Below are 24,948 nucleotides of genomic sequence, written 5' to 3'. Positions count from 1 at the left end.
GATGAGCAATGAACATGGCCTCACTATGCTTATCGGCTCGGCGCAGGGCAAAATGCAATTTTCGAGAGTGGATGGCGCTTTGCGGATTTATTGGCAGCGTTACGGCGCTTGCACAGCGCACTATCGCGAAGACGCGCAAATCCCGGTGATGATTTTCTAAACAGCGCTTGCGTCGTGCCAGAATTTGCGTATAATGCGCGGGCCTGTCAAAGTTGACAGCCGGTTCGATATGAACCCTGATAGTGCTTTTTGCTATCAAACAATGTCCCCAATCGGGGGACTATGTAAGAACGGTTACACTCTCCCATCAATCGTAATGGGTATGAGGAGTAATCATTTCGTCTATAAAATAATTGGAGCTCTGGTCTCATGCAGAACCAAAGAATCCGTATCCGCCTTAAAGCGTTTGATCATCGTCTGATCGATCAATCAACCGCGGAAATCGTCGAGACTGCTAAGCGCACTGGTGCGCAAGTCCGTGGTCCGATCCCGCTGCCGACCCGCAAAGAGCGCTTTACCGTTCTGATCTCCCCGCACGTCAACAAAGACGCGCGTGATCAGTACGAGATTCGCACTCACAAGCGTCTGGTTGACATCGTTGAGCCAACTGAAAAAACCGTTGATGCTCTGATGCGTCTGGATCTGGCTGCCGGTGTAGACGTGCAGATCAGCCTGGGTTAATCAGGTCATCGAGCGATTGAGAGGTTGAAACAATGATTGGTTTAGTCGGTAAAAAAGTGGGCATGACCCGCATCTTCACTGAAGATGGCGTATCTATCCCAGTAACCGTAATCGAAGTTGAAGCAAACCGCGTTACTCAGGTTAAAGACCTGGCTAACGATGGCTACCGCGCAATCCAGGTTACCACCGGTGCTAAAAAAGCTAACCGTGTAACCAAGCCGGAAGCGGGTCACTTCGCTAAAGCTGGCGTTGAAGCTGGCCGTGGTCTGTGGGAATTCCGTCTTGCTGACGGCGAAGAATTCACCGTAGGTCAGAACATTAGCGTTGAACTGTTTGCTGACGTTAAAAAAGTTGACGTAACCGGTACCTCTAAAGGTAAAGGTTTTGCTGGTACCGTTAAGCGCTGGAACTTCCGTACCCAGGACGCTACTCACGGTAACTCCTTGTCTCACCGCGTTCCGGGTTCTATCGGTCAGAACCAGACTCCGGGCAAAGTGTTCAAAGGCAAGAAAATGGCAGGTCAGCTGGGTAATGAGCGTGTAACCGTTCAGAGCCTGGACGTAGTACGTGTTGACGCTGAGCGCAACCTGCTGCTGGTTAAAGGTGCTGTCCCGGGTGCTACCGGTAGCGACCTGATCGTTAAACCAGCTGTGAAGGCGTGAGGAGATAGCAATGGAATTAGTATTGAAAGACGCGCAGAGCGCGCTGACTGTTTCCGAAACTACCTTCGGTCGTGATTTCAACGAAGCGCTGGTTCACCAGGTTGTTGTTGCTTATGCAGCTGGTGCGCGTCAGGGCACTCGTGCTCAGAAGACTCGTGCTGAAATCACTGGCTCCGGTAAAAAACCGTGGCGCCAGAAAGGTACCGGCCGTGCGCGTTCTGGTTCTATCAAGAGCCCGATCTGGCGTTCCGGTGGCGTGACCTTCGCTGCTCGTCCGCAGGACCACAGTCAAAAAGTTAACAAGAAGATGTACCGCGGCGCGCTGAAAAGCATTCTGTCCGAACTGGTACGTCAGGATCGTCTGATCGTTGTCGAGAAGTTCTCTGTTGAAGCGCCGAAAACTAAGCTGCTGGCACAGAAACTGAAAGACATGGCTCTGGAAGATGTGCTGATCATCACCGGTGAGCTGGACGAGAACCTGTTCCTGGCCGCACGTAACCTGCACAAGGTTGACGTACGTGATGCGAACGGTATCGACCCGGTTAGCCTGATCGCCTTCGACAAAGTCGTAATGACTGCTGATGCTGTTAAGCAAGTTGAGGAGATGCTGGCATGATTCGTGAAGAACGTCTGCTGAAGGTGCTGCGCGCACCGCACGTTTCTGAAAAAGCGTCTACTGCGATGGAAAAAACAAACACCATCGTTCTCAAAGTTGCTAAAGACGCGACCAAAGCAGAAATCAAAGCTGCTGTGCAGAAACTGTTTGAAGTCGAAGTCGAAGTCGTTAACACCCTGGTTGTTAAAGGGAAAGTTAAACGTCACGGACAGCGTATCGGTCGTCGTAGCGACTGGAAAAAAGCTTACGTCACCCTGAAAGAAGGCCAGAATCTGGACTTCGTTGGCGGCGCTGAGTAAGTCGGAGGAGTAATACAATGGCAGTTGTTAAATGTAAACCGACATCTCCGGGTCGTCGCCACGTCGTTAAAGTGGTTAACCCAGAGCTGCACAAGGGCAAACCTTTTGCTCCGTTGCTGGAAAAAAACAGCAAATCCGGTGGTCGTAACAACAATGGCCGTATCACCACCCGTCATATCGGTGGTGGCCACAAGCAGGCTTACCGTATTGTTGACTTCAAACGCAACAAAGATGGTATCCCGGCAGTTGTTGAACGTCTTGAGTACGATCCGAACCGCTCCGCGAACATCGCGCTGGTTCTGTACAAAGACGGCGAGCGCCGTTACATCCTGGCCCCGAAAGGCCTGAAAGCTGGTGACCAGATTCAGTCTGGCGTTGATGCTGCAATCAAAGCAGGCAACACCCTGCCGATGCGCAATATCCCGGTTGGTTCTACCGTTCATAACGTAGAAATGAAACCAGGTAAAGGCGGTCAGCTGGCACGTTCCGCTGGTACTTACGTTCAGATCGTTGCTCGTGATGGTGCTTATGTCACCCTGCGTCTGCGTTCTGGTGAAATGCGTAAAGTCGAAGCAGACTGCCGCGCTACTCTGGGCGAAGTTGGCAATGCTGAGCATATGCTGCGCGTTCTGGGTAAAGCAGGTGCTGCACGCTGGCGTGGTGTTCGTCCTACCGTTCGCGGTACTGCGATGAACCCAGTAGACCACCCACATGGTGGTGGTGAAGGTCGTAACTTTGGTAAGCACCCGGTATCCCCGTGGGGCCTGCAGACCAAAGGTAAGAAGACCCGCAGCAACAAGCGTACTGATAAATTCATCGTACGTCGCCGTAGCAAATAATTTTAGAGGATAAGCCATGCCACGTTCTCTCAAGAAAGGTCCTTTTATTGACCTGCACTTGCTGAAGAAGGTAGAGAAAGCGGTGGAAAGCGGAGACAAGAAGCCCCTGCGCACTTGGTCCCGTCGTTCAACGATCTTTCCTAACATGATCGGTTTGACCATCGCTGTCCATAATGGTCGTCAGCACGTTCCAGTCTTTGTTTCCGACGAAATGGTTGGTCACAAACTGGGTGAATTCGCACCGACTCGTACTTATCGCGGCCACGCTGCTGATAAAAAAGCGAAGAAGAAATAAGGTAGGAGGAAGAGATGGAAACTTTAGCTCAACATCGCCATGCTCGTTCTTCTGCTCAGAAGGTTCGCCTCGTAGCTGACCTGATTCGCGGTAAGAAAGTGTCGCAGGCCCTGGATATTCTGACCTACACCAACAAAAAAGCTGCTGTACTGGTCAAGAAGGTACTGGAATCTGCCATTGCTAACGCTGAACACAACGATGGCGCTGACATTGATGATCTGAAAGTTGCGAAAATTTTCGTAGACGAAGGCCCGAGCATGAAGCGCATTATGCCGCGTGCTAAAGGTCGTGCAGATCGCATCCTGAAGCGCACCAGCCACATCACTGTGGTTGTGTCCGATCGCTGAGACTCTGGAGACTAGCAATGGGTCAGAAAGTACATCCTAATGGTATTCGCCTGGGTATTGTCAAACCATGGAACTCTACCTGGTTCGCGAACACCAAAGAATTCGCTGACAACCTGGACAGCGATTTTAAAGTACGTCAGTTCCTGACAAAAGAACTGGCTAAAGCGTCTGTATCTCGCATCGTTATCGAGCGTCCGGCTAAGAGCATCCGTGTGACCATTCACACTGCTCGCCCGGGTATCGTTATCGGTAAGAAAGGCGAAGACGTAGAAAAACTGCGCAAGGTCGTAGCGGATATCGCTGGCGTACCTGCACAGATCAATATTGCCGAAGTTCGTAAGCCTGAACTGGACGCTAAATTGGTTGCTGACAGCATCACTTCTCAGCTGGAACGTCGCGTTATGTTCCGTCGTGCGATGAAGCGTGCTGTACAGAACGCAATGCGTCTGGGCGCTAAAGGTATCAAAGTTGAAGTTAGCGGCCGTCTGGGCGGCGCGGAAATCGCACGTACCGAATGGTACCGTGAAGGTCGCGTACCGCTGCACACTCTGCGTGCTGACATCGACTACAACACCTCTGAAGCGCACACCACTTACGGTGTAATCGGCGTTAAGGTATGGATCTTCAAAGGTGAGATCCTGGGTGGTATGGCTGCTGTTGAACAACCGGAACCGGCTGCTCAACCTAAAAAGCAGCAGCGTAAAGGCCGTAAATAAGGAGCGTCGCTGATGTTACAACCAAAGCGTACAAAATTCCGTAAAGTGCACAAAGGCCGCAACCGTGGTCTGGCGCAGGGTACGGATGTTAGCTTCGGCACTTTCGGTCTGAAAGCTGTTGGCCGTGGTCGTCTGACTGCCCGTCAGATCGAAGCAGCACGTCGTGCTATGACCCGTGCAGTTAAGCGTCAAGGTAAGATCTGGATCCGTGTATTCCCGGACAAACCGATCACCGAGAAGCCGCTGGAAGTTCGTATGGGTAAAGGTAAAGGTAACGTGGAGTACTGGGTTGCCTTGATTCAGCCGGGTAAAGTCCTGTATGAAATGGACGGCGTACCGGAAGAGCTGGCCCGTGAAGCATTCGGCCTGGCAGCAGCGAAACTGCCGATCAAAACCACCTTTGTAACTAAGACGGTGATGTAATGAAAGCAAAAGAGCTGCGTGAAAAAAGCGTTGAAGAGCTGAACGCTGAGCTGCTGAACCTGCTGCGTGAGCAGTTCAACCTGCGTATGCAGGCTGCAAGTGGCCAGCTGCAACAGACTCATCTGCTGAAGCAAGTGCGTCGTGATGTTGCACGCGTTAAGACTTTACTGACTCAGAAGGCGGGTGCGTAATGACCGATAAAATCCGTACTCTGCAAGGTCGCGTAGTTAGCGACAAAATGGAGAAATCCATTGTTGTTGCTATCGAACGTATGGTGAAACACCCGGTATACGGCAAATTCATCAAACGTACGACCAAACTGCACGTACATGACGAGAACAACGAATGCGGTATCGGTGACGTGGTTGAAATCCGCGAATGCCGTCCGCTGTCCAAGACTAAGTCCTGGACGCTGGTTCGCGTTGTAGAGAAAGCGGTTCTGTAATAGAGTACGCATTCTCGATACGGATAAACGGCTCAGCGATGAGCCGTTTATTTTTTCTACCCATATCTGGTTTGTGGTGTTATAATGCCGCGCCCTCGATATGGGGCTTTTTAACGACCCTAATTTTCGGGTCTCAGTAGTAGTTGACATTAGCGGAGCACTAAAATGATCCAAGAACAGACTATGCTGAACGTCGCCGACAACTCCGGTGCACGTCGCGTAATGTGTATCAAGGTTCTGGGTGGCTCGCACCGTCGCTACGCAGGCGTAGGCGACATCATCAAGATCACCATCAAGGAAGCAATTCCGCGTGGTAAGGTCAAAAAAGGTGATGTGCTGAAGGCGGTAGTGGTGCGCACCAAGAAGGGTGTTCGTCGCCCGGACGGTTCTGTCATTCGCTTCGATGGTAATGCATGCGTTATTCTTAACAATAACAGCGAGCAGCCTATCGGTACGCGTATTTTTGGGCCGGTAACTCGTGAACTTCGTACCGAGAAGTTCATGAAAATTATCTCTCTGGCACCAGAAGTACTCTAAGGAGCGAATCATGGCAGCTAAAATCCGTCGTGATGACGAAGTTATCGTGTTAACCGGTAAAGATAAAGGTAAACGCGGTAAAGTAAAAAATGTCCTGTCTTCCGGCAAGGTCATTGTTGAAGGTATCAACCTGGTTAAGAAACATCAGAAGCCGGTTCCGGCCCTGAACCAACCAGGCGGCATCGTAGAGAAAGAAGCAGCTATTCAGATCTCTAACCTTGCTATCTTCAACGCGGCAACCGGCAAGGCTGACCGTGTAGGCTTTAGATTCGAAGACGGCAAAAAAGTCCGTTTCTTCAAGTCTAACAGCGAAACTATCAAGTAATTTGGAGTAGTACGATGGCGAAACTGCATGATTACTACAAAGACGAAGTAGTCGCTAAACTCATGACTGAGTTTAACTACAATTCTGTCATGCAAGTCCCTCGGGTCGAGAAGATCACCCTGAACATGGGTGTTGGTGAAGCGATCGCTGACAAGAAACTGCTGGATAACGCAGCAGCTGACCTGACAGCAATCTCCGGTCAAAAACCGCTGATCACCAAAGCACGCAAATCAGTTGCAGGCTTCAAAATCCGTCAGGGCTATCCGATCGGCTGTAAAGTAACTCTGCGCGGCGAGCGCATGTGGGAGTTCTTTGAGCGCCTGATCACTATTGCTGTACCGCGTATCCGTGACTTCCGTGGCTTGTCCGCTAAGTCTTTCGACGGTCGTGGTAACTACAGCATGGGTGTCCGTGAGCAGATCATCTTCCCAGAAATCGACTACGATAAAGTCGACCGCGTTCGTGGTTTGGATATTACCATTACCACTACTGCGAAATCTGATGAAGAAGGCCGCGCTCTGCTGGCTGCCTTTGACTTCCCGTTCCGCAAGTAAGGTAGGGTTACTTAATGGCTAAGCAATCAATGAAAGCACGCGAAGTAAAGCGCGTGGCTTTAGCTGATAAATTCTTCGCTAAACGCGCTGAACTGAAAGCTATCATCTCTGATGTGAACGCAACCGACGAAGATCGTTGGAACGCTGTTCTCAAGCTGCAGACTCTGCCGCGTGATTCCAGCCCGTCTCGTCAGCGTAATCGCTGCCGTCAAACAGGTCGTCCGCATGGTTTCCTGCGGAAGTTCGGGTTGAGCCGTATTAAGGTCCGTGAAGCCGCTATGCGCGGTGAAATCCCGGGTCTGAAAAAGGCTAGCTGGTAATTGTCACCAATTGAATCACGGGAGTAAAGACAGATGAGCATGCAAGATCCGATCGCGGATATGCTGACCCGTATCCGTAACGGTCAGGCCGCGAATAAAGCTGCGGTCACCATGCCTTCCTCCAAGCTGAAAGTGGCAATTGCCAACGTGCTGAAGGAAGAAGGCTTTATTGAAGATTTTAAAGTTGAAGGCGACATCAAGCCGGAACTGGAACTGACTCTTAAGTATTTCCAGGGTAAAGCTGTTGTAGAAAGCATTCAGCGTGTCAGCCGCCCAGGTCTGCGCATCTACAAACGTAAAGATGAGCTGCCGAAAGTTATGGCGGGTCTGGGTATCGCAGTTGTTTCTACCTCTAAAGGTGTTATGACTGATCGTGCAGCGCGCCAGGCTGGTCTTGGTGGCGAAATTATCTGCTACGTAGCCTAATCGGAGGAAAAAATGTCTCGTGTTGCTAAAGCACCGGTCGTTGTTCCTGCCGGCGTTGATGTTAAAGTCAACGGTCAGGTTATTACGATCAAAGGTAAAAATGGCGAGCTGACTCGTACTCTCAACGATGCTGTTGAAGTTAAACATGCAGATAATGCTCTGACCTTCGGTCCGCGTGATGGTTACGTAGACGGATGGGCTCAGGCTGGTACCGCGCGTGCCCTGCTGAACTCAATGGTTATCGGTGTTACCGAAGGCTTCACTAAAAAGCTTCAGCTGGTTGGTGTAGGCTATCGTGCAGCGGTTAAAGGGGATGTAGTAAACCTGGCTTTAGGTTTCTCTCATCCTGTTGAACACAAGCTGCCGGCCGGTATCACTGCAGAATGTCCGACTCAAACTGAAATCGTGCTGAAAGGCGCTGATAAGCAGGTGATCGGCCAGGTTGCAGCAGATCTGCGCGCCTACCGTCGTCCTGAGCCTTATAAAGGCAAGGGTGTTCGTTACGCCGACGAAGTCGTGCGTACCAAAGAGGCTAAGAAGAAGTAAGGTAACACTATGGATAAGAAATCTGCTCGTATCCGTCGTGCGACCCGCGCACGCCGCAAGCTCCAGGAGCTGGGTGCAACTCGCCTGGTGGTACATCGTACCCCGCGTCATATTTACGCACAGGTAATTGCTCCGAATGGTTCTGAAGTTCTGGTAGCTGCTTCTACTGTAGAAAAAGCTATCTCTGAACAACTGAAGTACACCGGTAACAAAGACGCGGCCGCAGCTGTGGGTAAAGCTGTTGCTGAACGCGCTCTGGAAAAAGGCATCAAAGATGTTTCCTTTGACCGTTCCGGGTTCCAATATCATGGTCGTGTCCAGGCACTGGCAGATGCTGCCCGTGAAGCTGGCCTTCAGTTCTAAGGTAGAGGTGTAAGATGGCTCACATCGAAAAACAAGCTGGCGAACTGCAGGAAAAGCTGATCGCGGTAAACCGCGTATCTAAAACCGTTAAAGGTGGTCGTATTTTCTCCTTCACAGCTCTGACTGTTGTTGGCGATGGTAACGGTCGCGTTGGTTTTGGTTACGGTAAAGCGCGTGAAGTTCCAGCAGCGATCCAGAAAGCGATGGAAAAAGCCCGTCGCAATATGATTAACGTCGCGCTGAACAACGGCACCCTGCAACACCCGGTTAAAGGTGTTCACACGGGTTCTCGTGTATTCATGCAGCCAGCTTCCGAAGGTACCGGTATCATCGCCGGTGGTGCAATGCGCGCCGTTCTGGAAGTTGCTGGGGTTCATAACGTTCTGGCTAAAGCATACGGTTCCACCAACCCGATCAACGTGGTTCGTGCAACTATTGATGGCCTGGAAAATATGAATTCTCCAGAAATGGTCGCTGCCAAGCGTGGTAAATCCGTTGAAGAAATTCTGGGGAAATAAACCATGGCAAAGACTATTAAAATTACTCAAACCCGCAGTGCAATCGGTCGTCTGCCGAAACACAAGGCAACACTGCTTGGCCTGGGTCTGCGTCGTATTGGTCACACCGTAGAGCGCGAGGATACTCCTGCTGTTCGTGGTATGGTCAACGCGGTTTCCTTCATGGTTAAAGTTGAGGAGTAAGAGATGCGTTTAAATACTCTGTCTCCGGCCGAAGGCTCCAAAAAGGCGGGTAAACGCCTGGGTCGTGGTATCGGTTCTGGCCTCGGTAAAACCGGTGGTCGTGGTCACAAAGGTCAGAAGTCTCGTTCTGGCGGTGGCGTACGTCGCGGTTTCGAGGGTGGTCAGATGCCTCTGTACCGTCGTCTGCCGAAATTCGGCTTCACTTCTCGTAAAGCGATGATCACCGCAGAGATCCGTCTCTCCGATCTGGCTCACGTAGAAGGCGATGTAGTAGACCTGAACGCGCTGAAAGCGGCTAACATTATCGGCGTCCAGATCGAGTTCGCGAAAGTGATCCTGTCTGGTGAAGTAGCTCGTCCGGTAACTGTTCGTGGCCTGCGTGTGACTAAAGGTGCTCGTGCTGCTATCGAAGCTGCTGGCGGTAAAATTGAGGAATAAGTAGCAGATGGCTAAACAACCGGGATTAGATTTTCAAAGTGCCAAAGGTGGCCTTGGCGAGCTGAAACGCAGACTTCTGTTTGTGGTCGGTGCGCTGATAGTGTTCCGTATTGGCTCTTTTATTCCGATCCCTGGTATTGATGCCGCTGTACTTGCCAAACTGCTTGAGCAACAGCGAGGCACCATCATTGAAATGTTCAACATGTTCTCTGGTGGTGCTCTCAGCCGTGCTTCTATCTTTGCACTGGGGATTATGCCGTACATCTCGGCATCTATCATCGTGCAACTGCTGACGGTGGTTTACCAACCGCTGGCAGAGCTGAAGAAAGAAGGGGAGTCTGGTCGTCGTAAGATCAGCCAGTACACCCGCTACGGTACTCTGGTGCTGGCGATATTCCAGTCGATCGGTATTGCTACCGGTCTGCCGAATATGCCTGGTATGCAGGGCCTGGTGATTAATCCAGGCTTTGCATTCTATTTCACCGCTGTTGTAAGTCTGGTCACAGGGACTATGTTCCTGATGTGGCTCGGCGAACAGATCACTGAGCGCGGTATCGGTAACGGTATCTCGATCCTGATCTTCGCCGGGATCGTTGCGGGACTCCCGCCGGCCATCGCCCATACTATCGAGCAAGCGCGTCAAGGCGACCTGCACTTCCTCCTGTTGCTGTTGGTTGCAGTATTAGTATTTGCAGTGACCTTCTTTGTTGTATTCGTTGAACGTGGTCAACGCCGCATTGTGGTAAACTACGCGAAACGGCAGCAGGGTCGTCGTGTCTATGCTGCACAGAGCACACATTTACCGCTGAAAGTGAATATGGCGGGGGTAATCCCGGCAATCTTCGCTTCCAGTATTATACTGTTCCCGGCAACCATCACGTCATGGTTCGGGGGTGGTACTGGTTGGAACTGGCTGACAACAATTTCGCTGTATTTGCAGCCTGGGCAACCGCTTTATGTGTTACTCTATGCGTCTGCAATCATCTTCTTCTGTTTCTTCTACACGGCGTTGGTTTTCAACCCGCGTGAAACAGCAGATAACCTGAAGAAGTCCGGTGCATTTGTACCAGGAATTCGTCCGGGAGAGCAAACGGCGAAGTATATCGATAAAGTGATGACTCGCCTGACTCTGGTTGGTGCGTTGTATATTACTTTTATCTGCCTGATCCCGGAGTTCATGCGTGACGCGATGAAAGTGCCGTTCTACTTCGGTGGGACATCGCTGCTTATCGTTGTTGTCGTGATTATGGACTTTATGGCTCAAGTGCAAACTCTGATGATGTCCAGTCAGTATGAGTCTGCATTGAAGAAGGCGAACCTGAAAGGCTACGGCCGTTAAAACTGGTCGCCCGAGAAGTTACGGAGAGTAAAAATGAAAGTTCGTGCTTCCGTCAAGAAATTATGCCGTAACTGCAAAATCGTTAAGCGTGATGGCGTCATCCGTGTGATTTGCAGTGCCGAGCCGAAGCATAAACAGCGCCAAGGCTGATTTATTCGCATATTTTTCTTGCAAAGTTGGATTGAGCTGGCTAGATTAGCCAGCCAATCTTTTGTATGTCTGTACGTTTCCATTTGAGTATCCTGAAAACGGGCTTTTCAGCATGGTACGTACATATTAAATAGTAGGAGTGCATAGTGGCCCGTATAGCAGGCATTAACATTCCTGATCACAAACATACCGTAATCGCTTTAACCGCTATTTTCGGTATCGGCAAAACCCGTTCTAAAGCTATCTGCGCTGAAACGGGCATCGCTGAAAATGTTAAGATCAGTGAGCTGTCTGAAGAACAAATTGATATTCTGCGTGAAGCAGTAGGTAAATTTGTCGTTGAAGGTGATCTGCGCCGTGAAATCACCCTGAGCATCAAGCGTCTGATGGACCTTGGTTGCTACCGTGGTTTACGCCATCGTCGTGGTCTTCCGGTTCGCGGTCAGCGTACCAAGACCAACGCACGTACCCGTAAGGGTCCGCGTAAACCGATCAAGAAATAATCGGGGTGATTGAATAATGGCAAAGGCACCAGTTCGTGCACGTAAGCGTGTAAGAAAACAAGTCTCTGATGGCGTGGCTCATATCCATGCTTCTTTTAACAACACCATCGTTACTATTACTGATCGTCAGGGTAACGCACTGGGTTGGGCAACAGCCGGTGGTTCCGGTTTCCGTGGTTCTCGCAAATCCACTCCGTTTGCAGCTCAGGTTGCAGCAGAGCGTTGCGCAGAAGCCGTAAAAGAATACGGCATCAAGAATCTGGAAGTTATGGTCAAAGGTCCGGGTCCGGGTCGCGAATCTACCATTCGTGCACTGAACGCCGCTGGTTTCCGCATCACTAATATTACTGATGTGACTCCGATCCCTCATAACGGTTGTCGTCCGCCGAAGAAACGTCGCGTATAACGCTACGTTTTCCAGGTTAGTTGGAGAAAGAAAATGGCAAGATATTTGGGTCCTAAGCTCAAGCTGAGCCGTCGTGAGGGCACCGACTTATTCCTTAAGTCTGGCGTTCGCGCGATCGATACCAAGTGTAAAATTGAACAAGCTCCTGGCCAGCACGGTGCGCGTAAACCGCGTCTGTCTGACTATGGTGTGCAGTTGCGTGAAAAGCAAAAAGTTCGCCGTATGTACGGTGTGCTGGAGCGTCAGTTCCGTAACTACTATAAAGAAGCAGCACGTCTGAAAGGCAACACCGGTGAAAACCTGTTGGCTCTGCTGGAAGGTCGTCTGGACAACGTTGTATACCGTATGGGCTTCGGCGCCACTCGTGCTGAAGCACGCCAGCTGGTTAGCCACAAAGCGATTATGGTAAACGGTCGTGTTGTTAACATCGCTTCTTATCAGGTTAAAGCGAATGACGTTGTCAGCATTCGTGAGAAAGCGAAAAAGCAATCTCGCGTGAAAGCCGCTCTGGAGCTGGCTGAGCAGCGTGAAAAGCCAACCTGGCTGGAAGTTGATGCTGGCAAGATGGAAGGTACGTTCAAGCGTCAGCCGGAGCGTTCTGATCTGTCTGCGGACATTAACGAACACCTGATCGTCGAGCTTTACTCCAAGTAAAGCTTAGTACCAAAGAGAGGACACAATGCAGGGTTCTGTGACAGAGTTTCTAAAACCGCGCCTGGTCGATATCGAGCAAGTGAGTTCGACGCACGCCAAGGTGACCCTTGAGCCTTTAGAGCGTGGCTTCGGCCATACTCTGGGTAACGCACTGCGCCGTATTCTGCTCTCATCGATGCCGGGTTGCGCGGTGACCGAGGTTGAGATTGATGGTGTACTGCACGAGTACAGCACCAAAGAAGGCGTTCAGGAAGACATCCTTGAAATCCTGCTCAACCTGAAAGGGCTGGCGGTGAGAGTTCAGGGTAAAGATGAAGTCATCCTTACTTTGAATAAATCTGGCATTGGCCCTGTGACTGCAGCCGACATTACCCACGACGGTGATGTCGAAATCGTCAAGCCGCAGCACGTGATTTGCCACCTGACTGATGAGAACGCTGCTATTAGCATGCGTATCAAAGTTCAGCGCGGTCGCGGTTATGTGCCGGCTTCTGCCCGAATTCATTCGGAAGAAGATGAGCGCCCAATCGGCCGTCTGCTGGTCGACGCCTGCTACAGCCCTGTAGAGCGTATTGCCTACAATGTTGAAGCTGCGCGTGTAGAACAGCGTACCGACCTGGACAAGCTGGTCATCGAAATGGAAACCAACGGCACAATCGATCCTGAAGAGGCGATTCGTCGTGCGGCAACCATTCTGGCTGAACAACTGGAAGCTTTTGTTGACTTACGTGATGTACGTCAGCCAGAAGTGAAAGAAGAGAAACCAGAGTTCGATCCGATCCTGCTGCGCCCTGTTGACGATCTGGAATTGACTGTCCGCTCTGCTAACTGCCTCAAGGCAGAAGCTATCCACTATATCGGTGATCTGGTACAGCGTACCGAGGTTGAGTTGCTGAAAACGCCGAACCTGGGTAAAAAATCTCTTACTGAGATTAAAGACGTGCTGGCTTCCCGTGGACTGTCTCTGGGCATGCGCCTGGAAAACTGGCCACCAGCAAGCATTGCTGACGAGTAACCGGATCACAGGTTAAGGTTTTACTGAGAAGGATAAGGTCATGCGCCATCGTAAGAGTGGTCGTCAACTGAACCGCAACAGCAGCCATCGCCAGGCTATGTTCCGTAACATGGCAGGTTCGCTGGTTCGTCATGAAATCATCAAGACGACCCTGCCGAAAGCGAAAGAACTGCGTCGCGTAGTTGAGCCGCTGATTACTCTTGCCAAGACTGATAGCGTTGCTAATCGTCGTCTGGCATTCGCCCGCACTCGTGATAACGAGATCGTGGCAAAACTGTTTAACGAGCTGGGCCCGCGTTTCGCGAGCCGCGCCGGTGGTTACACTCGCATTCTGAAGTGTGGCTTCCGTGCAGGCGACAACGCGCCGATGGCATACATCGAGCTGGTTGATCGTGCTGAGCCGAAAGCAGAAGCTGCTGCAGAGTAATCTGTAGTAACGTAAAAAAACCCGCCTCGGCGGGTTTTTTTATATCTACCTTATCCCCACTTCACTACACTATCTGTACTCTTTTTGTTCATCCCCGGAGCCGTAGAATGTGGTTACTGGATCAGTGGGCGGAACGCCATATCCTCGATGCCCAAGCTAAAGGTGAGTTCGATTGTTTACCCGGCAGCGGCGAACCGCTGACTCTCGATGACGATTCACATGTGCCGACGGAGCTGCGGGCAGGTTATCGCCTTCTGAAGAATGCTGGGTGCCTCCCCCCGGAGCTGGAGCAGCGTAGGGAAGCGGTGGCACTGGCTGATTTACTGAAGGGCGTCCGTCAGGACGATCCGCGTCATGCTGAACTCAGTAAACGGCTTGCCTTGCTCGAACTGAAGCTTCGTCAGGCTGGCCTGAGCACCGACTTTTTACGCGGTGAGTATGCCGATGCTTTGCTACAAAGAATGAATCAGGAGTAAATATGTATCGTATTGGTGAGCTGGCTAAGCTGGCTGACGTCACGCCAGATACCATCCGTTATTATGAGAAACAGCAAATGATGGATCATGACGTGCGCACCGAGGGGGGATTTCGTCTTTACTCGGATAACGATCTTCAGCGGCTACGCTTTATTCGCTATGCCCGTCAGCTGGGCTTCACTCTGGAAGCGATCCGCGAATTATTGTCGATCCGTATCGATCCGGAGCACCATACCTGCCAGGAATCGAAAGGGATCGTTCAGGCGCGATTAAGCGAAGTCGAGGCGCGGATCAAAGAGTTGCAGACGATGCGTCGCTCTCTGCAGCGGCTTAATGATGCCTGCTGTGGGACTGCGCACAGTAGTGTTTATTGTTCGATCCTTGAGGCCCTTGAACAAGGCGCCAGCAATGGCGGTACTACGGGCCGTTGATTTTTTCATCGCGTGGATCTACACTCGCGCGGAATTCACACATGCACTGGAGTTACTATGAGTCGCTATCAGCATACCAAAGGGCAAATCAAAGATAACGCCATTGAGGCACTTCTCCACGATCCGTTATTCAGGCAGCGTGTAGAGAAAAACAAGAAAGGGAAAGGAAGCTATCAACGTAAAGATAAACATGCAGGAAGGATTGACCGGGAGGCCAGTGGCAAGCAAGCGAATCGCTTTTTTACCACTGGCCTTCTGCTTTCTGTGCTGATTAAGAACGGTTGTTTTGTTCTTTCAGCAGATCGCGAATTTCGCTCAGCAGGACTTCTTCTTTAGAAGGAGCTGGCGGCGCCGCCGGAGCCTCTTCTTTCTTACGATTTAACTTATTCATCAGTTTAATCGCCATGAAGATGGCAAACGCGACGATGATGAAATCGAAAACGTTCTGAATGAATACCCCATAATGCATCACGACAGCAGGGACATCGCCCTGGGCATCACGTAGCGTGACGGCAAACTGTTTAAAATCGATCCCGCCAATCAACAGGCCGAGTGGTGGCATAATAATATCTGCGACCAGCGATGAAACAATTTTACCGAATGCTGCACCGATGATCACACCCACTGCCAAATCGACAACGTTCCCGCGCATCGCGAATTCGCGAAACTCTTTTAAAAAACTCATTTTATTCTCCTTGTGCCAGCTGACGATGTAAGTTTAACAAATGTATTTTCATTTGCCATTACCAGTAGATAGTTACCGCAAATTATTAACCTTTGAATAATAAGGGATAATAAAAAGGCGCCTGTCCGGCGCCCTGGGAATTACAGGAAGAAAGGACTTGGCTGGAACAGCCTTTCTACATCGGAAATAAACTTTTTGTCGGTCAAAAACATGATCACATGATCGCCCTGCTCGATCCGCAGATTATTATTCGCGATCATAACGTCGTTGCCACGCACGACGGCGCCGATGATCGTACCTGGCGGAAGCTTGATCTCATCGATCGAACGTCCTACTACCCGCGAGGTGCTTTCATCACCGTGTGCGACTGCCTCGATCGCTTCGGCAACGCCGCGGCGCAGGGAGGAGACGCCGACAATATCGGCTTTACGGACATGGCTGAGGAGTGCGGAAATTGTAGCCTGCTGAGGCGATATCGCAATATCGATGACGCTGCCCTGGACCAGATCAACATAGGCTTTGCGCTGGATCAGCACCATCACTTTTTTCGCCCCCATCCGTTTGGCCAGCATCGCAGACATAATATTTGCTTCGTCATCGTTTGTGACGGCAATAAACAGGTCCACCTGATCAATATGCTCTTCAGCCAGCAGCTCCTGGTCCGATGCATCACCGTAGAAGACGATAGTATGCTGCAGCTTTTCCGCAAGCTCAGCAGCTCGCTGCTGATTACGTTCGATAAGCTTGACGCTGTAATCTTTTTCCAGCTTATGGGCCAGACCCGCACCAATATTGCCGCCGCCGACCAGCATAATACGCTTATACGGCTTTTCCAGTCGCTGCAGCTCACTCATGACTGCGCGAATATGCTGCGAGGCGGCAATAAAGAATACTTCATCGCCGGCTTCCACAATCGTCGAACCCTGTGGGCGAATAGGACGATCGTGGCGGAAAATAGCGGCCACACGCGTATCGATATGCGGCATATGCTCCCGCATGGTGGACAACGCATTCCCTACCAGCGGACCTCCGTAATACGCTTTTACTACGGCGAGGCTGACTTTCCCTTCGGCGAAGTTCACGACCTGAAGCGCGCCGGGATATTCGATCAGGCGGTGAATATTGTCGATGACCAGCTGTTCCGGGGCGATTAAGTGATCGATGGGCACCGCTTCAGAATTGAAGAGTTTATCCGCATCACGAACGTAATCAGGCGCACGAATACGGGCTATACGGTTTGGGGTATTGAATAATGAGTAGGCGACCTGGCAGGCCACCATATTGGTTTCATCCGAACTGGTGACCGCTACCAGCATATCGGCATCATCGGCCCCCGCCTCCCGCAGTACGCGAGGGTGAGAGCCATGTCCCTGGACGACACGCAGGTCGAACTTATCCTGCAGGCTGCGCAGACGGTCGCCATTGGTATCAACCAGCGTAATATCATTGTTCTCGCCGACGAGGTTTTCCGCCAGCGTGCCGCCGACCTGGCCGGCGCCCAGAATAATAATCTTCATCTGCAATGACCCATTAGTTCTGACGTTTGATTAGCTTAGCGTAAAAGAAGCCATCACCTTCTTCCGGGCCCGGCAGATTTTGCTGCCCGGGACTCTCCGGCGTGCCGGTTGCGTGAAGGTCTGCATCCGGGGTTCGCGCGAGGAAGGCGGCAATTTGCTGGCTATTCTCTTCCGGCAGAATAGAACAGGTAGCATACACCAGCGTGCCGCCTGGCTTCAGATGTGGCCAGGTGGCATTCAGGATCTCGGCCTGCAGCTGGGCTAATTCGGCGATATCCCGATCCCGGCGCAACCACTTGATATCAGGATGACGGCGAATGACGCCGGTGGCCGAGCAGGGGGCATCCAGCAGAATACGATCGAACTGCTCGTTGCCACACCACTGCTCAGGGAAGCGACCATCGCCCTGTTTCACTTCAGCTTTTACACCCAGACGCTTCAGGTTGTCATAGACGCGAGACAGACGTTGTTCATCAATATCCACCGCCATGACCTGAGCCTGCGGGGCAACCTCCAGAATATGCGTCGTCTTGCCGCCCGGTGCGGCACAGAGATCGAGAATGCGTTCGCCATTTTCTGGCAGCAGGTATCGCATACAGCCCTGGGCCGAGGCATCCTGGACGGTGACCCAGCCTTCGGCAAAACCTGGCAACGCAAGGACCGGGGCAGGGGTGGCCATACGCACGGCGTCCGGATAGTCAGGATGGGTGAAGCCCTCTAAGCCGGCCTCTTTAAGCAGAGCAAGCCATTCATCCCGGGAATGATGGTTGCGGTTAACGCGCAGCCACATCGGCGGGCGCTGGTTGTTCGCATCGACGATCTCCTGCCACTTCTGCGGCCAGGCCTGCTGCAGGCGTTTCAGCAGCCATTTGGGATGAAGATAGCGGTTTTCATGCTCAGCAAATTCGGCTAATAACGCTTCCTGCTGGCGCTGGAACTGGCGTAGCACGCCGTTGATCAGCCCTTTAAGCTGCGGGCGTTTAATGGCCACCGCGCCTTCTACCGTTTCCGCCAGTGCGGCATGCGGAGGAATACGGGTATAGAGCAACTGATAAAGTCCAACCATGATCAGAAAATGCACGGTGCGCTGTTTGCCGGTCATCGGACGCGCCATCAGCTTGTTGATAAGCCACTCAAGCTGACTGAGCGTACGCAGTACGCCAAAGCACAGCTCCTGCAACAGCGCTTTGTCTTTATCGCTGACTTTCTGCTGCAGAGGGGGCAGAACGTTGCTCAAAGACTGACCTTGTTCAACCACTTGCTCGATAGCCTGGGCGGCCAGACTGCGTAAATTTATTTTGTTTTTCATAAGCGCAAAAATAAAAATGCCCGGCTAACCCGGGCCTTAGAAGAGACGACCGTCAGTCGAGACGGGTACCTGGGATGAACCACTCCCGGCGGGAATTGAGTAAGTCCTGCGAGCTCATCGCTTTTTTACCCGCGGGCTGTAGTGATTCCAGACTGAGGATCCCATCACCCGTGGCGACCTGGATACCCTGTTTGGTTGCTGCCACTATCGTTCCCGGCTCGGTGTGCGTGGCTTTGGCAATAACCGATGCCCGCCAGACTTTTACCGGCTGCCCGTCAATCTCCAGCCAGCTCATTGGCCACGGATTAAACGCCCGGATGCAACGTTCCAGCTGTGCAGCGGAAAGCGACCAGTCGATGCGGGCCTCTTCTTTACTCAGCTTCTCGGCATAACTGACGAGTGACTCGTCCTGGACTTCAGGCTGCGCCGTCCCGTTTGCCAGTTGCGCTAAGGTTGTCAGCAGTCCCTGTGGGCCGAGATCGGCCAGCTTATCGTACAGGCTGCCGCTGGTATCCTCAGCGGTAATGGGGCAGGAAAGCTTATACAGCATGTCACCCGTATCAAGGCCGACGTCCATCTGCATGATGGTCACGCCGGTTTCACTATCGCCCGCCCACAGCGAACGCTGGATCGGCGCGGCGCCACGCCAGCGCGGCAGCAGCGAGCCATGAACGTTGATACAGCCCAGTCGCGGCATTTCAAGCACCGCTTTTGGCAGAATCAGACCATACGCCACCACCACCATGATATCGGCGCCCAAATCGGCGACGAGCTGTTGGTTTTCCTGCGGGCGAAGAGACGATGGCTGGAATACGGGGACGTCATGGGCTTCAGCCAGCACTTTTACCGGGCTCGGCATCAATTTTTTGCCGCGTCCCGCGGGACGGTCTGGCTGAGTAAACACGCCAACGACCTGATGTTCAGACGACAACAACGCGTCAAGATGACGCGCTGCAAAATCGGGGGTGCCGGCGAAAATGATACGTAGTGAATGTGACACGGTATTCCTTGTTATCAGGCACGGGAACGTAAACGATCCAGTTTCTCAACCTTCTGACGAATGCGCTGTTGTTTGAGCGGTGACAGATAGTCAATAAACAGTTTGCCAACCAGGTGATCCATTTCATGCTGGATACAGATAGCCAGCAGGCCATCGGCCTCCAGCTCAAACGGCTTACCGTCGCGATCCAGCGCACGGATCTTCACTTTTTCCGCACGGGGTACCAGAGCACGCTGTTCCGGAATGGACAAGCAGCCTTCTTCAATACCGGTTTCGCCGTCTTTTTCCAGCAACTCCGGGTTGATTAACACCAGCCGCTCTTCACGGTTTTCCGACACATCGATAACGATGATGCGCTGATGGATATCGACCTGGGTTGCGGCCAGACCGATGCCTTCCTCGGCGTACATGGTGTCGAACATATCATCGACGATACGCTGAATTTCCGCATTCACTTCTTTGACCGGCTCGGCGACTTTGCGAAGGCGCTCGTCCGGAATATGTAACACTTGCAAAACTGCCATAAAGTTCCAGAGTCGTATTCAGGAGTTGATAAGATTATTAGCTCTATTCTAGACAAAACCCCCTGCAATTGACAGTCTCACTGTCCAATCGCAAAGATTGTCAATGCCGCTTATGGCAGGGGGTAAGGATGACGCCCGACGAGATTTGGCTGCGGCTGATGAAGGTCAGTAATTTGTATGGCGACAGGATGCTGGATATCGCGCAGCGGTTATGCGCAGCCGCTTCCGTTGATAGTGAAGCGCTGCATGCCGTTGGGATGACTGCGGCGCAGGCGAAGCCATTTTTACGGTTTGACGAGCGTGAGCTTGACGAGACGCGGCGCTGGTTGGAACACCCGGATCATCATCTGTTACGGGCCGACGATCCGCGCTATCCGTTGCGGCTAAGGGCTATCGCTGATTACCCCGGCGCGTTGCTGGTCAATGGCGACCCCGCCCTGCTTCACAGCGCACAGCTTGCCGTTATTGGCAGCCGTTTGCACTCCTGGTATGGCGCTCGCTGGGGAAAACTGTTCAGCGAAACGCTGGCGCGTAGAGGGATCACTATCACCAGTGGGCTGGCGTTAGGCATTGATGGGGTCGCGCACCGCGGCGCGCTGGCTGTAGAGGGGAAAACCATCGCGGTGCTGGGCAACGGGCTGGAACAGGTTTATCCGCGGCGCCATGCAAACCTCGCCCAACAGATCATCGACCATGGCGGTACACTGGTATCTGAATTTCCACTCATTACGCCGCCGCTTCCCGCTCATTTTCCCCGACGTAACCGTATTATCAGCGGCTTAAGTCTGGGCGTGCTGGTGATTGAGGCGGCGTTGAGAAGCGGATCGCTGGTCACCGTCCGCTGCGCCCTGGAGCAGGGAAGAGATGTGTTCGCCCTGCCAGGCCCGATTGGTAACCCGGGATCTGAAGGCCCGCACTGGTTAATCAAGCAAGGCGCGGTACCGGTGACCTCGCCAGAGGATATCGTGGAGTACTGGCAAACCGAGCTGGCCTGGCTTACTGATACGTCTGATTCGATAAATAATTGCGCCGATCAGCCGTCTGTAGCATTGCCATTTCCGGAGCTCCTGGCTAACGTAGGAGATGAGGTAACACCTGTTGACGTTGTCGCTGAACGTGCCGGCCAATCTGTGCCAGTAACCGTAGCTCAGCTACTTGAACTGGAGTTAGCAGGCTGGATCGCAGCTGTACCCGGCGGCTATGTCCGATTAAGGAGGGCAAGCCATGTTCGACGTACTCATGTATTTGTTTGAAACTTACATCCATAACGAAGCAGAAATGCGCGTGGATCAGGACAAACTGACGCGGGATCTTACCGATGCGGGTTTTGAGCGGGAAGATATCTATAACGCGTTAATGTGGCTCGAGAAACTGGCTGATTATCAGGAAGGTCTCGTTGAACCCATGCAGCTCGCTTCCGACCCGCTGTCGCTTCGGGTGTATACCGAAGAGGAGTGCCAGCGTCTGGATGCCAGTTGCCGGGGATTTTTACTCTTCCTCGAGCAGATTCAGGTGTTGAACCTCGAAACGCGAGAAATGGTGATAGAGCGCGTCCTGGCGCTGGATACAGCAGAATTTGAACTGGAAGACCTGAAATGGGTCATCCTGATGGTACTGTTCAACATTCCGGGTTGTGAAAACGCCTATCAGCAAATGGAAGAATTACTCTTCGAAGTAAATGAAGGTATGCTGCATTAATCTTTTTGCAGCAACATCGAGTTGTTATGACCAAATCAGCACTGTTTTCGGTGCGTAAAAATGAGCCCTGCCCGCAGTGCGGGGCTGAACTGGTGATCCGTTCCGGGAAACATGGCCCGTTTCTCGGCTGTTCGTATTATCCGGACTGTGACTATATCCGTCCCCTGAAAAGTCAGGCGGACGGTCATATCGTTAAGGTGCTGGAGGGACAGGAGTGCCCATCTTGCGGCGCTGTCATGGTGTTACGCCAGGGGCGCTTTGGTATGTTTATCGGCTGCAGTCGCTATCCTGAATGCGAGCATACCGAGCTGATTGATAAACCCGATGAGACCGCTATCGCCTGTCCGCAATGCGGACAAGGGCATCTGGTCCAGCGTCGCTCTCGTTTCGGTAAAACCTTTCATTCCTGCGATCGCTACCCTGATTGCCAGTTCGTTATCAATTTTAAACCGGTAGCGGGCGAATGCCCTGAATGCCATTACCCGCTGTTAATTGAAAAGAAGACGGCGCAGGGCGTGAAACGCTTTTGCGCCAGTAAACAATGTGGAAAGCCGATCCCGGCGGAATAAATCAGTGAATAATAACCTGCCCTCAGAAACCGTCGCCCATGCCGTGGCGGTACTGAAAAATGAACATGTCATCGCCTACCCCACAGAAGCCGTTTTTGGCGTTGGCTGCGATCCAGACAGCGAAACGGCCGTCATGCGTCTGCTGGAGCTGAAGCAGCGTCCTGTTGACAAGGGATTGATCCTTATCGCCGCCAGCTTTGAGCAGTTGAAGCCTTATGTTGATGATTCACGGTTAAGTGACTCGCAGCGGGACGCTATCTTTTCCTGCTGGCCGGGACCGGTGACGTTTGTATTCCCGGCGCGTCCTGAAACGCCGCGCTGGCTGACGGGGCGTTTTGATTCGCTGGCCGTACGCGTGACCAACCATCCGCTGGTGATTGAATTGTGCGAAGCTTACGGAAAACCGCTGGTCTCGACGAGCGCCAATCTCACCGGGCAACCACCGTGTCGTACCACCGCAGAGGTTCATGCTCAGTTTGGTGACAGCTTCCCGGTTGTGGATGGCGCCACAGGTGGACGGCAAAATCCATCTGAAATCCGTGATGCCCTGACGGGTAAACTGTTCCGCCAGGGGTGAACCATGGAAACCTATGCCGTTTTTGGTAATCCGATCGCGCACAGCAAATCGCCTTCTATTCATCAGCTGTTTGCCCGCCAGTTAGGGATTACTCATCCTTATGGACGTGTGCTGGCGCCGCTGGACGATTTTGTCTCTTCTCTGAATCAGTTCTTTGCAGAAGGAGGAAAGGGGGCCAACGTCACCGTTCCTTTTAAAGAGGAAGCTTTTGCGCGCGCGGACGAGCTGACAGAACGCGCTGCGCTGGCGGGAGCAGTAAATACCCTGAAACGCCTGGAAGATGGCCGTTTACTGGGGGACAACACCGACGGTATTGGCCTCCTGAGCGATCTGGAACGCCTGGGGTTCATTAAGCCGCGCCAGCGGATCCTGCTTGTAGGCGCTGGTGGCGCATCACGCGGGGTTCTTTTGCCGCTTCTGTCGCTGGGATGTGCCGTCACGATCGTGAATCGAACCTATTCTCGTGCCCATGAGTTAGCCACTCTCTTCGCCCATACCGGTAGCGTCAGCGCAAGAGAGATGGATACCTTATCCGGGGAAACATTCGATCTGATCATCAATGCGACGTCCAGTGGAATAGACGGTGATGTACCGGCTATCCCGGCATCTGTTGTCCACGCTGACGTGTATTGCTATGACATGTTTTACCAGAAAGGGCCAACACCGTTTCTTCACTGGTGCCAGCAGTATGGCGCAGTCCACTGTGCTGATGGGCTGGGAATGCTGGTGGCGCAAGCCGCCCATGCTGTTCTGCTATGGCACGGCGTCCTGCCGGCTATCGCTCCGGTCATCGAAACGCTGCAGCAGGAACTGAATGCATGAATCAGGCGATTCAGTTTCCTGACCGGGAATCATGGGATGCCGAACGGCAGGGTGTGGTTTTTCCTGTGCTGGTCAATGGGATGCAATTAACCTGCGCAATTTCAGGACAGAGCCTGCAGCAGCGTTTTGGTGCAGAGGGGCCAGCGCAGTGGCTGGCCGCCTTCCAGGAACATCGTTGGGATCTAGAGGAAGAGGTGGAAGCATTGATCCGCGATGGTCAGGAAGATGCTCAGGGCTGGATCTGGTTATCCTGATCCAGGTATTCATTTTTCCATTTCACATAGTTATTTGCTGAATACTTCAGTCCTTCCCGTTCCGTCTCCGTCAGGGGGCGGATCTGTTTGACCGGATTGCCAAAGTAAAGGTAGCCGCTTTCCAGTTGTTTGTTCTGCGGTACCAAACTGCCTGCACCAATCATGACGTCATCGCCAACGACGACACCATCTAATAAGATCGAACCCATACCAACCAGCACGCGGTTGCCGATAGTGCAGCCGTGCAGCATCACTTTATGACCAACAGTTACATCCTCACCAATGATCAGCGGATTTCCCTCCGGCTTATAAGAGGACTTATGGGTCACATGGAGAACGCTACCGTCCTGAATATTGCTGCGTTGACCTATCGATACATAGTTGACGTCGCCGCGAATGGCCACCAGAGGCCAGACGCTGACATCATCGGCAATTCTGACATCACCGATGACAACGCTGGATGCGTCAATCATGACGCGAAGACCGATTTGTGGGAAAAATGCTTTATAGGGGCGCAGCTGAGCAGACATATAGACCTCAAAATACCGGAATGTAAGAAGACTTTGGTGGCTTTTATCTCCCTGTGCAACCCCTGAAAACGGTGAAAATTGAGCAAATCGTGCAATTACGCGACGAAAAGGGTGAAAAATCACCATTCAGAAAAAAAAGATCGAAAAAAGGCTTGTGCAAAAAAATGGGATCCCTATAATGCGCTCCCACTGACACGGCAGATGTGAATCACTTCACACAAACAGCCAGTTCGGTTGAAGAGAAAAATCCTGAAATTCAGGGTTGACTCTGAAAGAGGAAAGCGTAATATACGCCACCTCGCGACAGAGCGCTAAAGCGCGTCGCAACTGCTCTTTAACAATTTATCAGACAATCTGTGTGGGCACTCAAAGTGACATGGATTCTTAACGTCCTCGGACGAAAAATGAATACCAAGTCTCTGAGTGAACATACGTAATTCATTACGAAGTTTAATTCACGAGCATCAAACTTAAATTGAAGAGTTTGATCATGGCTCAGATTGAACGCTGGCGGCAGGCCTAACACATG

At 52.1% G+C, this 24,948-nt stretch carries 44 protein-coding genes; 38 read left to right on the top strand and 6 right to left on the bottom strand.

Annotated features, from left to right (window positions below):
• Position 1: 1 nt before the first annotated feature.
• The 32 genes from CWM57_RS27830 to CWM57_RS18175 all read left to right on the top strand — a co-directional run bounded on the left by CWM57_RS27830 (position 2) and on the right by CWM57_RS18175 (position 15,270).
• Complete coding sequence (locus CWM57_RS27830) at positions 2–160, top strand: hypothetical protein (protein ID WP_153242722.1); 159 nt, start codon at positions 2–4, stop codon at positions 158–160.
• A gap of 209 nt (positions 161–369) precedes the next feature.
• The gene (gene rpsJ / locus CWM57_RS18325) at positions 370–681 is read left to right on the top strand and encodes a 30S ribosomal protein S10 (protein WP_001181005.1); all 312 of its coding nucleotides are present in this window, start codon (positions 370–372) and stop codon (positions 679–681) included.
• Positions 682–713: 32 nt separating this feature from the next.
• A complete protein-coding gene (gene rplC / locus CWM57_RS18320) occupies positions 714–1,343 on the top strand; it encodes a 50S ribosomal protein L3 (protein WP_002919796.1) in 630 nt (209 codons plus the stop codon).
• A 10-nt stretch (positions 1,344–1,353) separates the two neighbouring features.
• Positions 1,354–1,959 carry a 50S ribosomal protein L4 gene (gene rplD / locus CWM57_RS18315; protein WP_002919794.1) on the top strand — a complete coding sequence of 202 codons (606 nt, stop codon included), beginning with the start codon at positions 1,354–1,356 and terminating at the stop codon, positions 1,957–1,959.
• The gene (gene rplW / locus CWM57_RS18310) at positions 1,956–2,258 is read left to right on the top strand and encodes a 50S ribosomal protein L23 (protein WP_000617546.1); all 303 of its coding nucleotides are present in this window, start codon (positions 1,956–1,958) and stop codon (positions 2,256–2,258) included. Before rplD ends, rplW begins: the two co-directional genes overlap by 4 nt.
• A gap of 17 nt (positions 2,259–2,275) precedes the next feature.
• On the top strand, positions 2,276–3,097 hold the full coding sequence (gene rplB / locus CWM57_RS18305) for a 50S ribosomal protein L2 (RefSeq protein WP_002919786.1): 822 nt from the start codon (positions 2,276–2,278) through the stop codon (positions 3,095–3,097).
• A 16-nt stretch (positions 3,098–3,113) separates the two neighbouring features.
• Positions 3,114–3,392 carry a 30S ribosomal protein S19 gene (gene rpsS / locus CWM57_RS18300; protein WP_001138115.1) on the top strand — a complete coding sequence of 93 codons (279 nt, stop codon included), beginning with the start codon at positions 3,114–3,116 and terminating at the stop codon, positions 3,390–3,392.
• 14 nt (positions 3,393–3,406) lie between these two features.
• On the top strand, positions 3,407–3,739 hold the full coding sequence (rplV, locus tag CWM57_RS18295) for a 50S ribosomal protein L22 (RefSeq protein WP_002919773.1): 333 nt from the start codon (positions 3,407–3,409) through the stop codon (positions 3,737–3,739).
• A 17-nt stretch (positions 3,740–3,756) separates the two neighbouring features.
• Positions 3,757–4,455 (top strand): 30S ribosomal protein S3, encoded by a 699-nt coding sequence (rpsC, locus tag CWM57_RS18290; protein WP_002919766.1) that lies wholly within the window; start codon positions 3,757–3,759, stop codon positions 4,453–4,455.
• Between the two features lie 12 nt (positions 4,456–4,467).
• Positions 4,468–4,878, top strand: coding sequence for a 50S ribosomal protein L16 (gene rplP / locus CWM57_RS18285; protein WP_002919759.1), 411 nt, complete (start codon positions 4,468–4,470; stop codon positions 4,876–4,878).
• Positions 4,878–5,069, top strand: a complete 192-nt coding sequence (gene rpmC / locus CWM57_RS18280; protein WP_002919754.1) for a 50S ribosomal protein L29 — start codon at positions 4,878–4,880, stop codon at positions 5,067–5,069. The genes rplP and rpmC overlap by 1 nt, the downstream gene beginning before the upstream one ends.
• A complete protein-coding gene (rpsQ, locus tag CWM57_RS18275) occupies positions 5,069–5,323 on the top strand; it encodes a 30S ribosomal protein S17 (RefSeq protein ID WP_004106347.1) in 255 nt (84 codons plus the stop codon). The genes rpmC and rpsQ overlap by 1 nt, the downstream gene beginning before the upstream one ends.
• A gap of 165 nt (positions 5,324–5,488) precedes the next feature.
• Positions 5,489–5,860, top strand: coding sequence for a 50S ribosomal protein L14 (gene rplN, locus CWM57_RS18270; RefSeq protein WP_002919748.1), 372 nt, complete (start codon positions 5,489–5,491; stop codon positions 5,858–5,860).
• Positions 5,861–5,870: 10 nt separating this feature from the next.
• Positions 5,871–6,185, top strand: a complete 315-nt coding sequence (rplX, locus tag CWM57_RS18265) for a 50S ribosomal protein L24 (protein WP_003031122.1) — start codon at positions 5,871–5,873, stop codon at positions 6,183–6,185.
• A 14-nt stretch (positions 6,186–6,199) separates the two neighbouring features.
• Complete coding sequence (gene rplE, locus CWM57_RS18260; RefSeq protein WP_003031123.1) at positions 6,200–6,739, top strand: 50S ribosomal protein L5; 540 nt, start codon at positions 6,200–6,202, stop codon at positions 6,737–6,739.
• Positions 6,740–6,753: 14 nt separating this feature from the next.
• Complete coding sequence (gene rpsN, locus CWM57_RS18255) at positions 6,754–7,059, top strand: 30S ribosomal protein S14 (protein ID WP_002919667.1); 306 nt, start codon at positions 6,754–6,756, stop codon at positions 7,057–7,059.
• Positions 7,060–7,092: 33 nt separating this feature from the next.
• Positions 7,093–7,485, top strand: a complete 393-nt coding sequence (gene rpsH, locus CWM57_RS18250) for a 30S ribosomal protein S8 (RefSeq protein WP_008807048.1) — start codon at positions 7,093–7,095, stop codon at positions 7,483–7,485.
• A 12-nt stretch (positions 7,486–7,497) separates the two neighbouring features.
• Positions 7,498–8,031 carry a 50S ribosomal protein L6 gene (gene rplF / locus CWM57_RS18245; RefSeq protein WP_008807049.1) on the top strand — a complete coding sequence of 178 codons (534 nt, stop codon included), beginning with the start codon at positions 7,498–7,500 and terminating at the stop codon, positions 8,029–8,031.
• 9 nt (positions 8,032–8,040) lie between these two features.
• Entirely contained in the window at positions 8,041–8,394 is a 354-nt protein-coding gene (gene rplR, locus CWM57_RS18240; protein WP_006817270.1) for a 50S ribosomal protein L18, read from the top strand.
• Between the two features lie 14 nt (positions 8,395–8,408).
• Positions 8,409–8,912, top strand: coding sequence for a 30S ribosomal protein S5 (rpsE, locus tag CWM57_RS18235; RefSeq protein ID WP_000940121.1), 504 nt, complete (start codon positions 8,409–8,411; stop codon positions 8,910–8,912).
• A gap of 3 nt (positions 8,913–8,915) precedes the next feature.
• Positions 8,916–9,095, top strand: coding sequence for a 50S ribosomal protein L30 (gene rpmD / locus CWM57_RS18230; protein WP_001140434.1), 180 nt, complete (start codon positions 8,916–8,918; stop codon positions 9,093–9,095).
• Positions 9,096–9,098: 3 nt separating this feature from the next.
• A complete protein-coding gene (gene rplO, locus CWM57_RS18225; RefSeq protein ID WP_061153137.1) occupies positions 9,099–9,533 on the top strand; it encodes a 50S ribosomal protein L15 in 435 nt (144 codons plus the stop codon).
• A 7-nt stretch (positions 9,534–9,540) separates the two neighbouring features.
• Positions 9,541–10,872, top strand: a complete 1,332-nt coding sequence (gene secY / locus CWM57_RS18220; RefSeq protein ID WP_008807050.1) for a preprotein translocase subunit SecY — start codon at positions 9,541–9,543, stop codon at positions 10,870–10,872.
• Positions 10,873–10,905: 33 nt separating this feature from the next.
• Positions 10,906–11,022 carry a 50S ribosomal protein L36 gene (gene rpmJ, locus CWM57_RS18215; RefSeq protein WP_000868187.1) on the top strand — a complete coding sequence of 39 codons (117 nt, stop codon included), beginning with the start codon at positions 10,906–10,908 and terminating at the stop codon, positions 11,020–11,022.
• 146 nt (positions 11,023–11,168) lie between these two features.
• A complete protein-coding gene (gene rpsM / locus CWM57_RS18210) occupies positions 11,169–11,525 on the top strand; it encodes a 30S ribosomal protein S13 (protein ID WP_002919259.1) in 357 nt (118 codons plus the stop codon).
• 16 nt (positions 11,526–11,541) lie between these two features.
• Positions 11,542–11,931 carry a 30S ribosomal protein S11 gene (gene rpsK, locus CWM57_RS18205; protein WP_004388621.1) on the top strand — a complete coding sequence of 130 codons (390 nt, stop codon included), beginning with the start codon at positions 11,542–11,544 and terminating at the stop codon, positions 11,929–11,931.
• A 33-nt stretch (positions 11,932–11,964) separates the two neighbouring features.
• Complete coding sequence (rpsD, locus tag CWM57_RS18200) at positions 11,965–12,585, top strand: 30S ribosomal protein S4 (RefSeq protein ID WP_002919224.1); 621 nt, start codon at positions 11,965–11,967, stop codon at positions 12,583–12,585.
• Between the two features lie 25 nt (positions 12,586–12,610).
• A complete protein-coding gene (locus tag CWM57_RS18195) occupies positions 12,611–13,600 on the top strand; it encodes a DNA-directed RNA polymerase subunit alpha (protein ID WP_002919219.1) in 990 nt (329 codons plus the stop codon).
• Between the two features lie 40 nt (positions 13,601–13,640).
• Positions 13,641–14,027, top strand: a complete 387-nt coding sequence (gene rplQ / locus CWM57_RS18190) for a 50S ribosomal protein L17 (protein WP_002919206.1) — start codon at positions 13,641–13,643, stop codon at positions 14,025–14,027.
• A 107-nt stretch (positions 14,028–14,134) separates the two neighbouring features.
• Positions 14,135–14,503 (top strand): DUF1992 domain-containing protein, encoded by a 369-nt coding sequence (locus tag CWM57_RS18185; RefSeq protein ID WP_074387082.1) that lies wholly within the window; start codon positions 14,135–14,137, stop codon positions 14,501–14,503.
• Between the two features lie 2 nt (positions 14,504–14,505).
• Entirely contained in the window at positions 14,506–14,934 is a 429-nt protein-coding gene (gene zntR / locus CWM57_RS18180) for a Zn(2+)-responsive transcriptional regulator (protein ID WP_074387083.1), read from the top strand.
• A 57-nt stretch (positions 14,935–14,991) separates the two neighbouring features.
• Positions 14,992–15,270 (top strand): alternative ribosome-rescue factor A, encoded by a 279-nt coding sequence (locus tag CWM57_RS18175; protein WP_071993293.1) that lies wholly within the window; start codon positions 14,992–14,994, stop codon positions 15,268–15,270.
• Here CWM57_RS18175 and mscL read toward each other — a convergent pair.
• The 5 genes from mscL to def form a co-directional block, all read right to left on the bottom strand.
• Positions 15,206–15,619 carry a large-conductance mechanosensitive channel protein MscL gene (gene mscL, locus CWM57_RS18170; protein WP_004145325.1) on the bottom strand — a complete coding sequence of 138 codons (414 nt, stop codon included), beginning with the start codon at positions 15,617–15,619 and terminating at the stop codon, positions 15,206–15,208. The two genes, CWM57_RS18175 and mscL, sit on opposite strands and share 65 nt — an antisense overlap.
• A 140-nt stretch (positions 15,620–15,759) precedes the next feature.
• Positions 15,760–17,136, bottom strand: coding sequence for a Trk system potassium transporter TrkA (gene trkA, locus CWM57_RS18165; RefSeq protein WP_061153140.1), 1,377 nt, complete (start codon positions 17,134–17,136; stop codon positions 15,760–15,762).
• Positions 17,137–17,149: 13 nt separating this feature from the next.
• A complete protein-coding gene (gene rsmB, locus CWM57_RS18160; RefSeq protein WP_100676586.1) occupies positions 17,150–18,445 on the bottom strand; it encodes a 16S rRNA (cytosine(967)-C(5))-methyltransferase RsmB in 1,296 nt (431 codons plus the stop codon).
• A gap of 52 nt (positions 18,446–18,497) precedes the next feature.
• On the bottom strand, positions 18,498–19,445 hold the full coding sequence (gene fmt, locus CWM57_RS18155; protein ID WP_088717622.1) for a methionyl-tRNA formyltransferase: 948 nt from the start codon (positions 19,443–19,445) through the stop codon (positions 18,498–18,500).
• A 14-nt stretch (positions 19,446–19,459) separates the two neighbouring features.
• The gene (gene def, locus CWM57_RS18150) at positions 19,460–19,969 is read right to left on the bottom strand and encodes a peptide deformylase (RefSeq protein ID WP_008807058.1); all 510 of its coding nucleotides are present in this window, start codon (positions 19,967–19,969) and stop codon (positions 19,460–19,462) included.
• Positions 19,970–20,097: 128 nt separating this feature from the next.
• On the opposite strand from def, the gene dprA reads away from it, so the two are divergent.
• The 6 genes from dprA to CWM57_RS18120 are packed head-to-tail and all read left to right on the top strand — an operon-like array spanning position 20,098 to position 23,889.
• Positions 20,098–21,222, top strand: a complete 1,125-nt coding sequence (dprA, locus tag CWM57_RS18145) for a DNA-protecting protein DprA (protein WP_088717623.1) — start codon at positions 20,098–20,100, stop codon at positions 21,220–21,222.
• Positions 21,194–21,667, top strand: a complete 474-nt coding sequence (gene smg, locus CWM57_RS18140; RefSeq protein ID WP_008807060.1) for a DUF494 family protein Smg — start codon at positions 21,194–21,196, stop codon at positions 21,665–21,667. Before dprA ends, smg begins: the two co-directional genes overlap by 29 nt.
• Positions 21,668–21,693: 26 nt before the next feature.
• Positions 21,694–22,236 carry a type I DNA topoisomerase gene (locus CWM57_RS18135; RefSeq protein ID WP_088717625.1) on the top strand — a complete coding sequence of 181 codons (543 nt, stop codon included), beginning with the start codon at positions 21,694–21,696 and terminating at the stop codon, positions 22,234–22,236.
• Positions 22,237–22,240: 4 nt separating this feature from the next.
• On the top strand, positions 22,241–22,813 hold the full coding sequence (gene tsaC, locus CWM57_RS18130) for an L-threonylcarbamoyladenylate synthase type 1 TsaC (protein WP_008807062.1): 573 nt from the start codon (positions 22,241–22,243) through the stop codon (positions 22,811–22,813).
• Positions 22,814–22,816: 3 nt separating this feature from the next.
• Positions 22,817–23,635, top strand: a complete 819-nt coding sequence (aroE, locus tag CWM57_RS18125; protein WP_008807063.1) for a shikimate dehydrogenase — start codon at positions 22,817–22,819, stop codon at positions 23,633–23,635.
• Positions 23,632–23,889 carry a DUF1488 domain-containing protein gene (locus CWM57_RS18120; protein ID WP_008807064.1) on the top strand — a complete coding sequence of 86 codons (258 nt, stop codon included), beginning with the start codon at positions 23,632–23,634 and terminating at the stop codon, positions 23,887–23,889. Before aroE ends, CWM57_RS18120 begins: the two co-directional genes overlap by 4 nt.
• On the opposite strand, the gene CWM57_RS18115 is transcribed toward CWM57_RS18120, so the two are convergent.
• Positions 23,865–24,419 carry a gamma carbonic anhydrase family protein gene (locus CWM57_RS18115; protein ID WP_008807065.1) on the bottom strand — a complete coding sequence of 185 codons (555 nt, stop codon included), beginning with the start codon at positions 24,417–24,419 and terminating at the stop codon, positions 23,865–23,867. The genes CWM57_RS18120 and CWM57_RS18115 overlap by 25 nt on opposite strands.
• Positions 24,420–24,948 lie beyond the last annotated feature (529 nt).

It is taken from the genome of Klebsiella sp. G-Nf4, from assembly GCF_002810615.1.
In the GTDB taxonomy this organism is placed as follows: Bacteria; Pseudomonadota; Gammaproteobacteria; order Enterobacterales; family Enterobacteriaceae; genus Klebsiella; species Klebsiella variicola.
The sequence above is the reverse complement of the archived record's forward strand: the minus strand, read 5'-3'. Positions and strand labels throughout refer to the sequence as shown.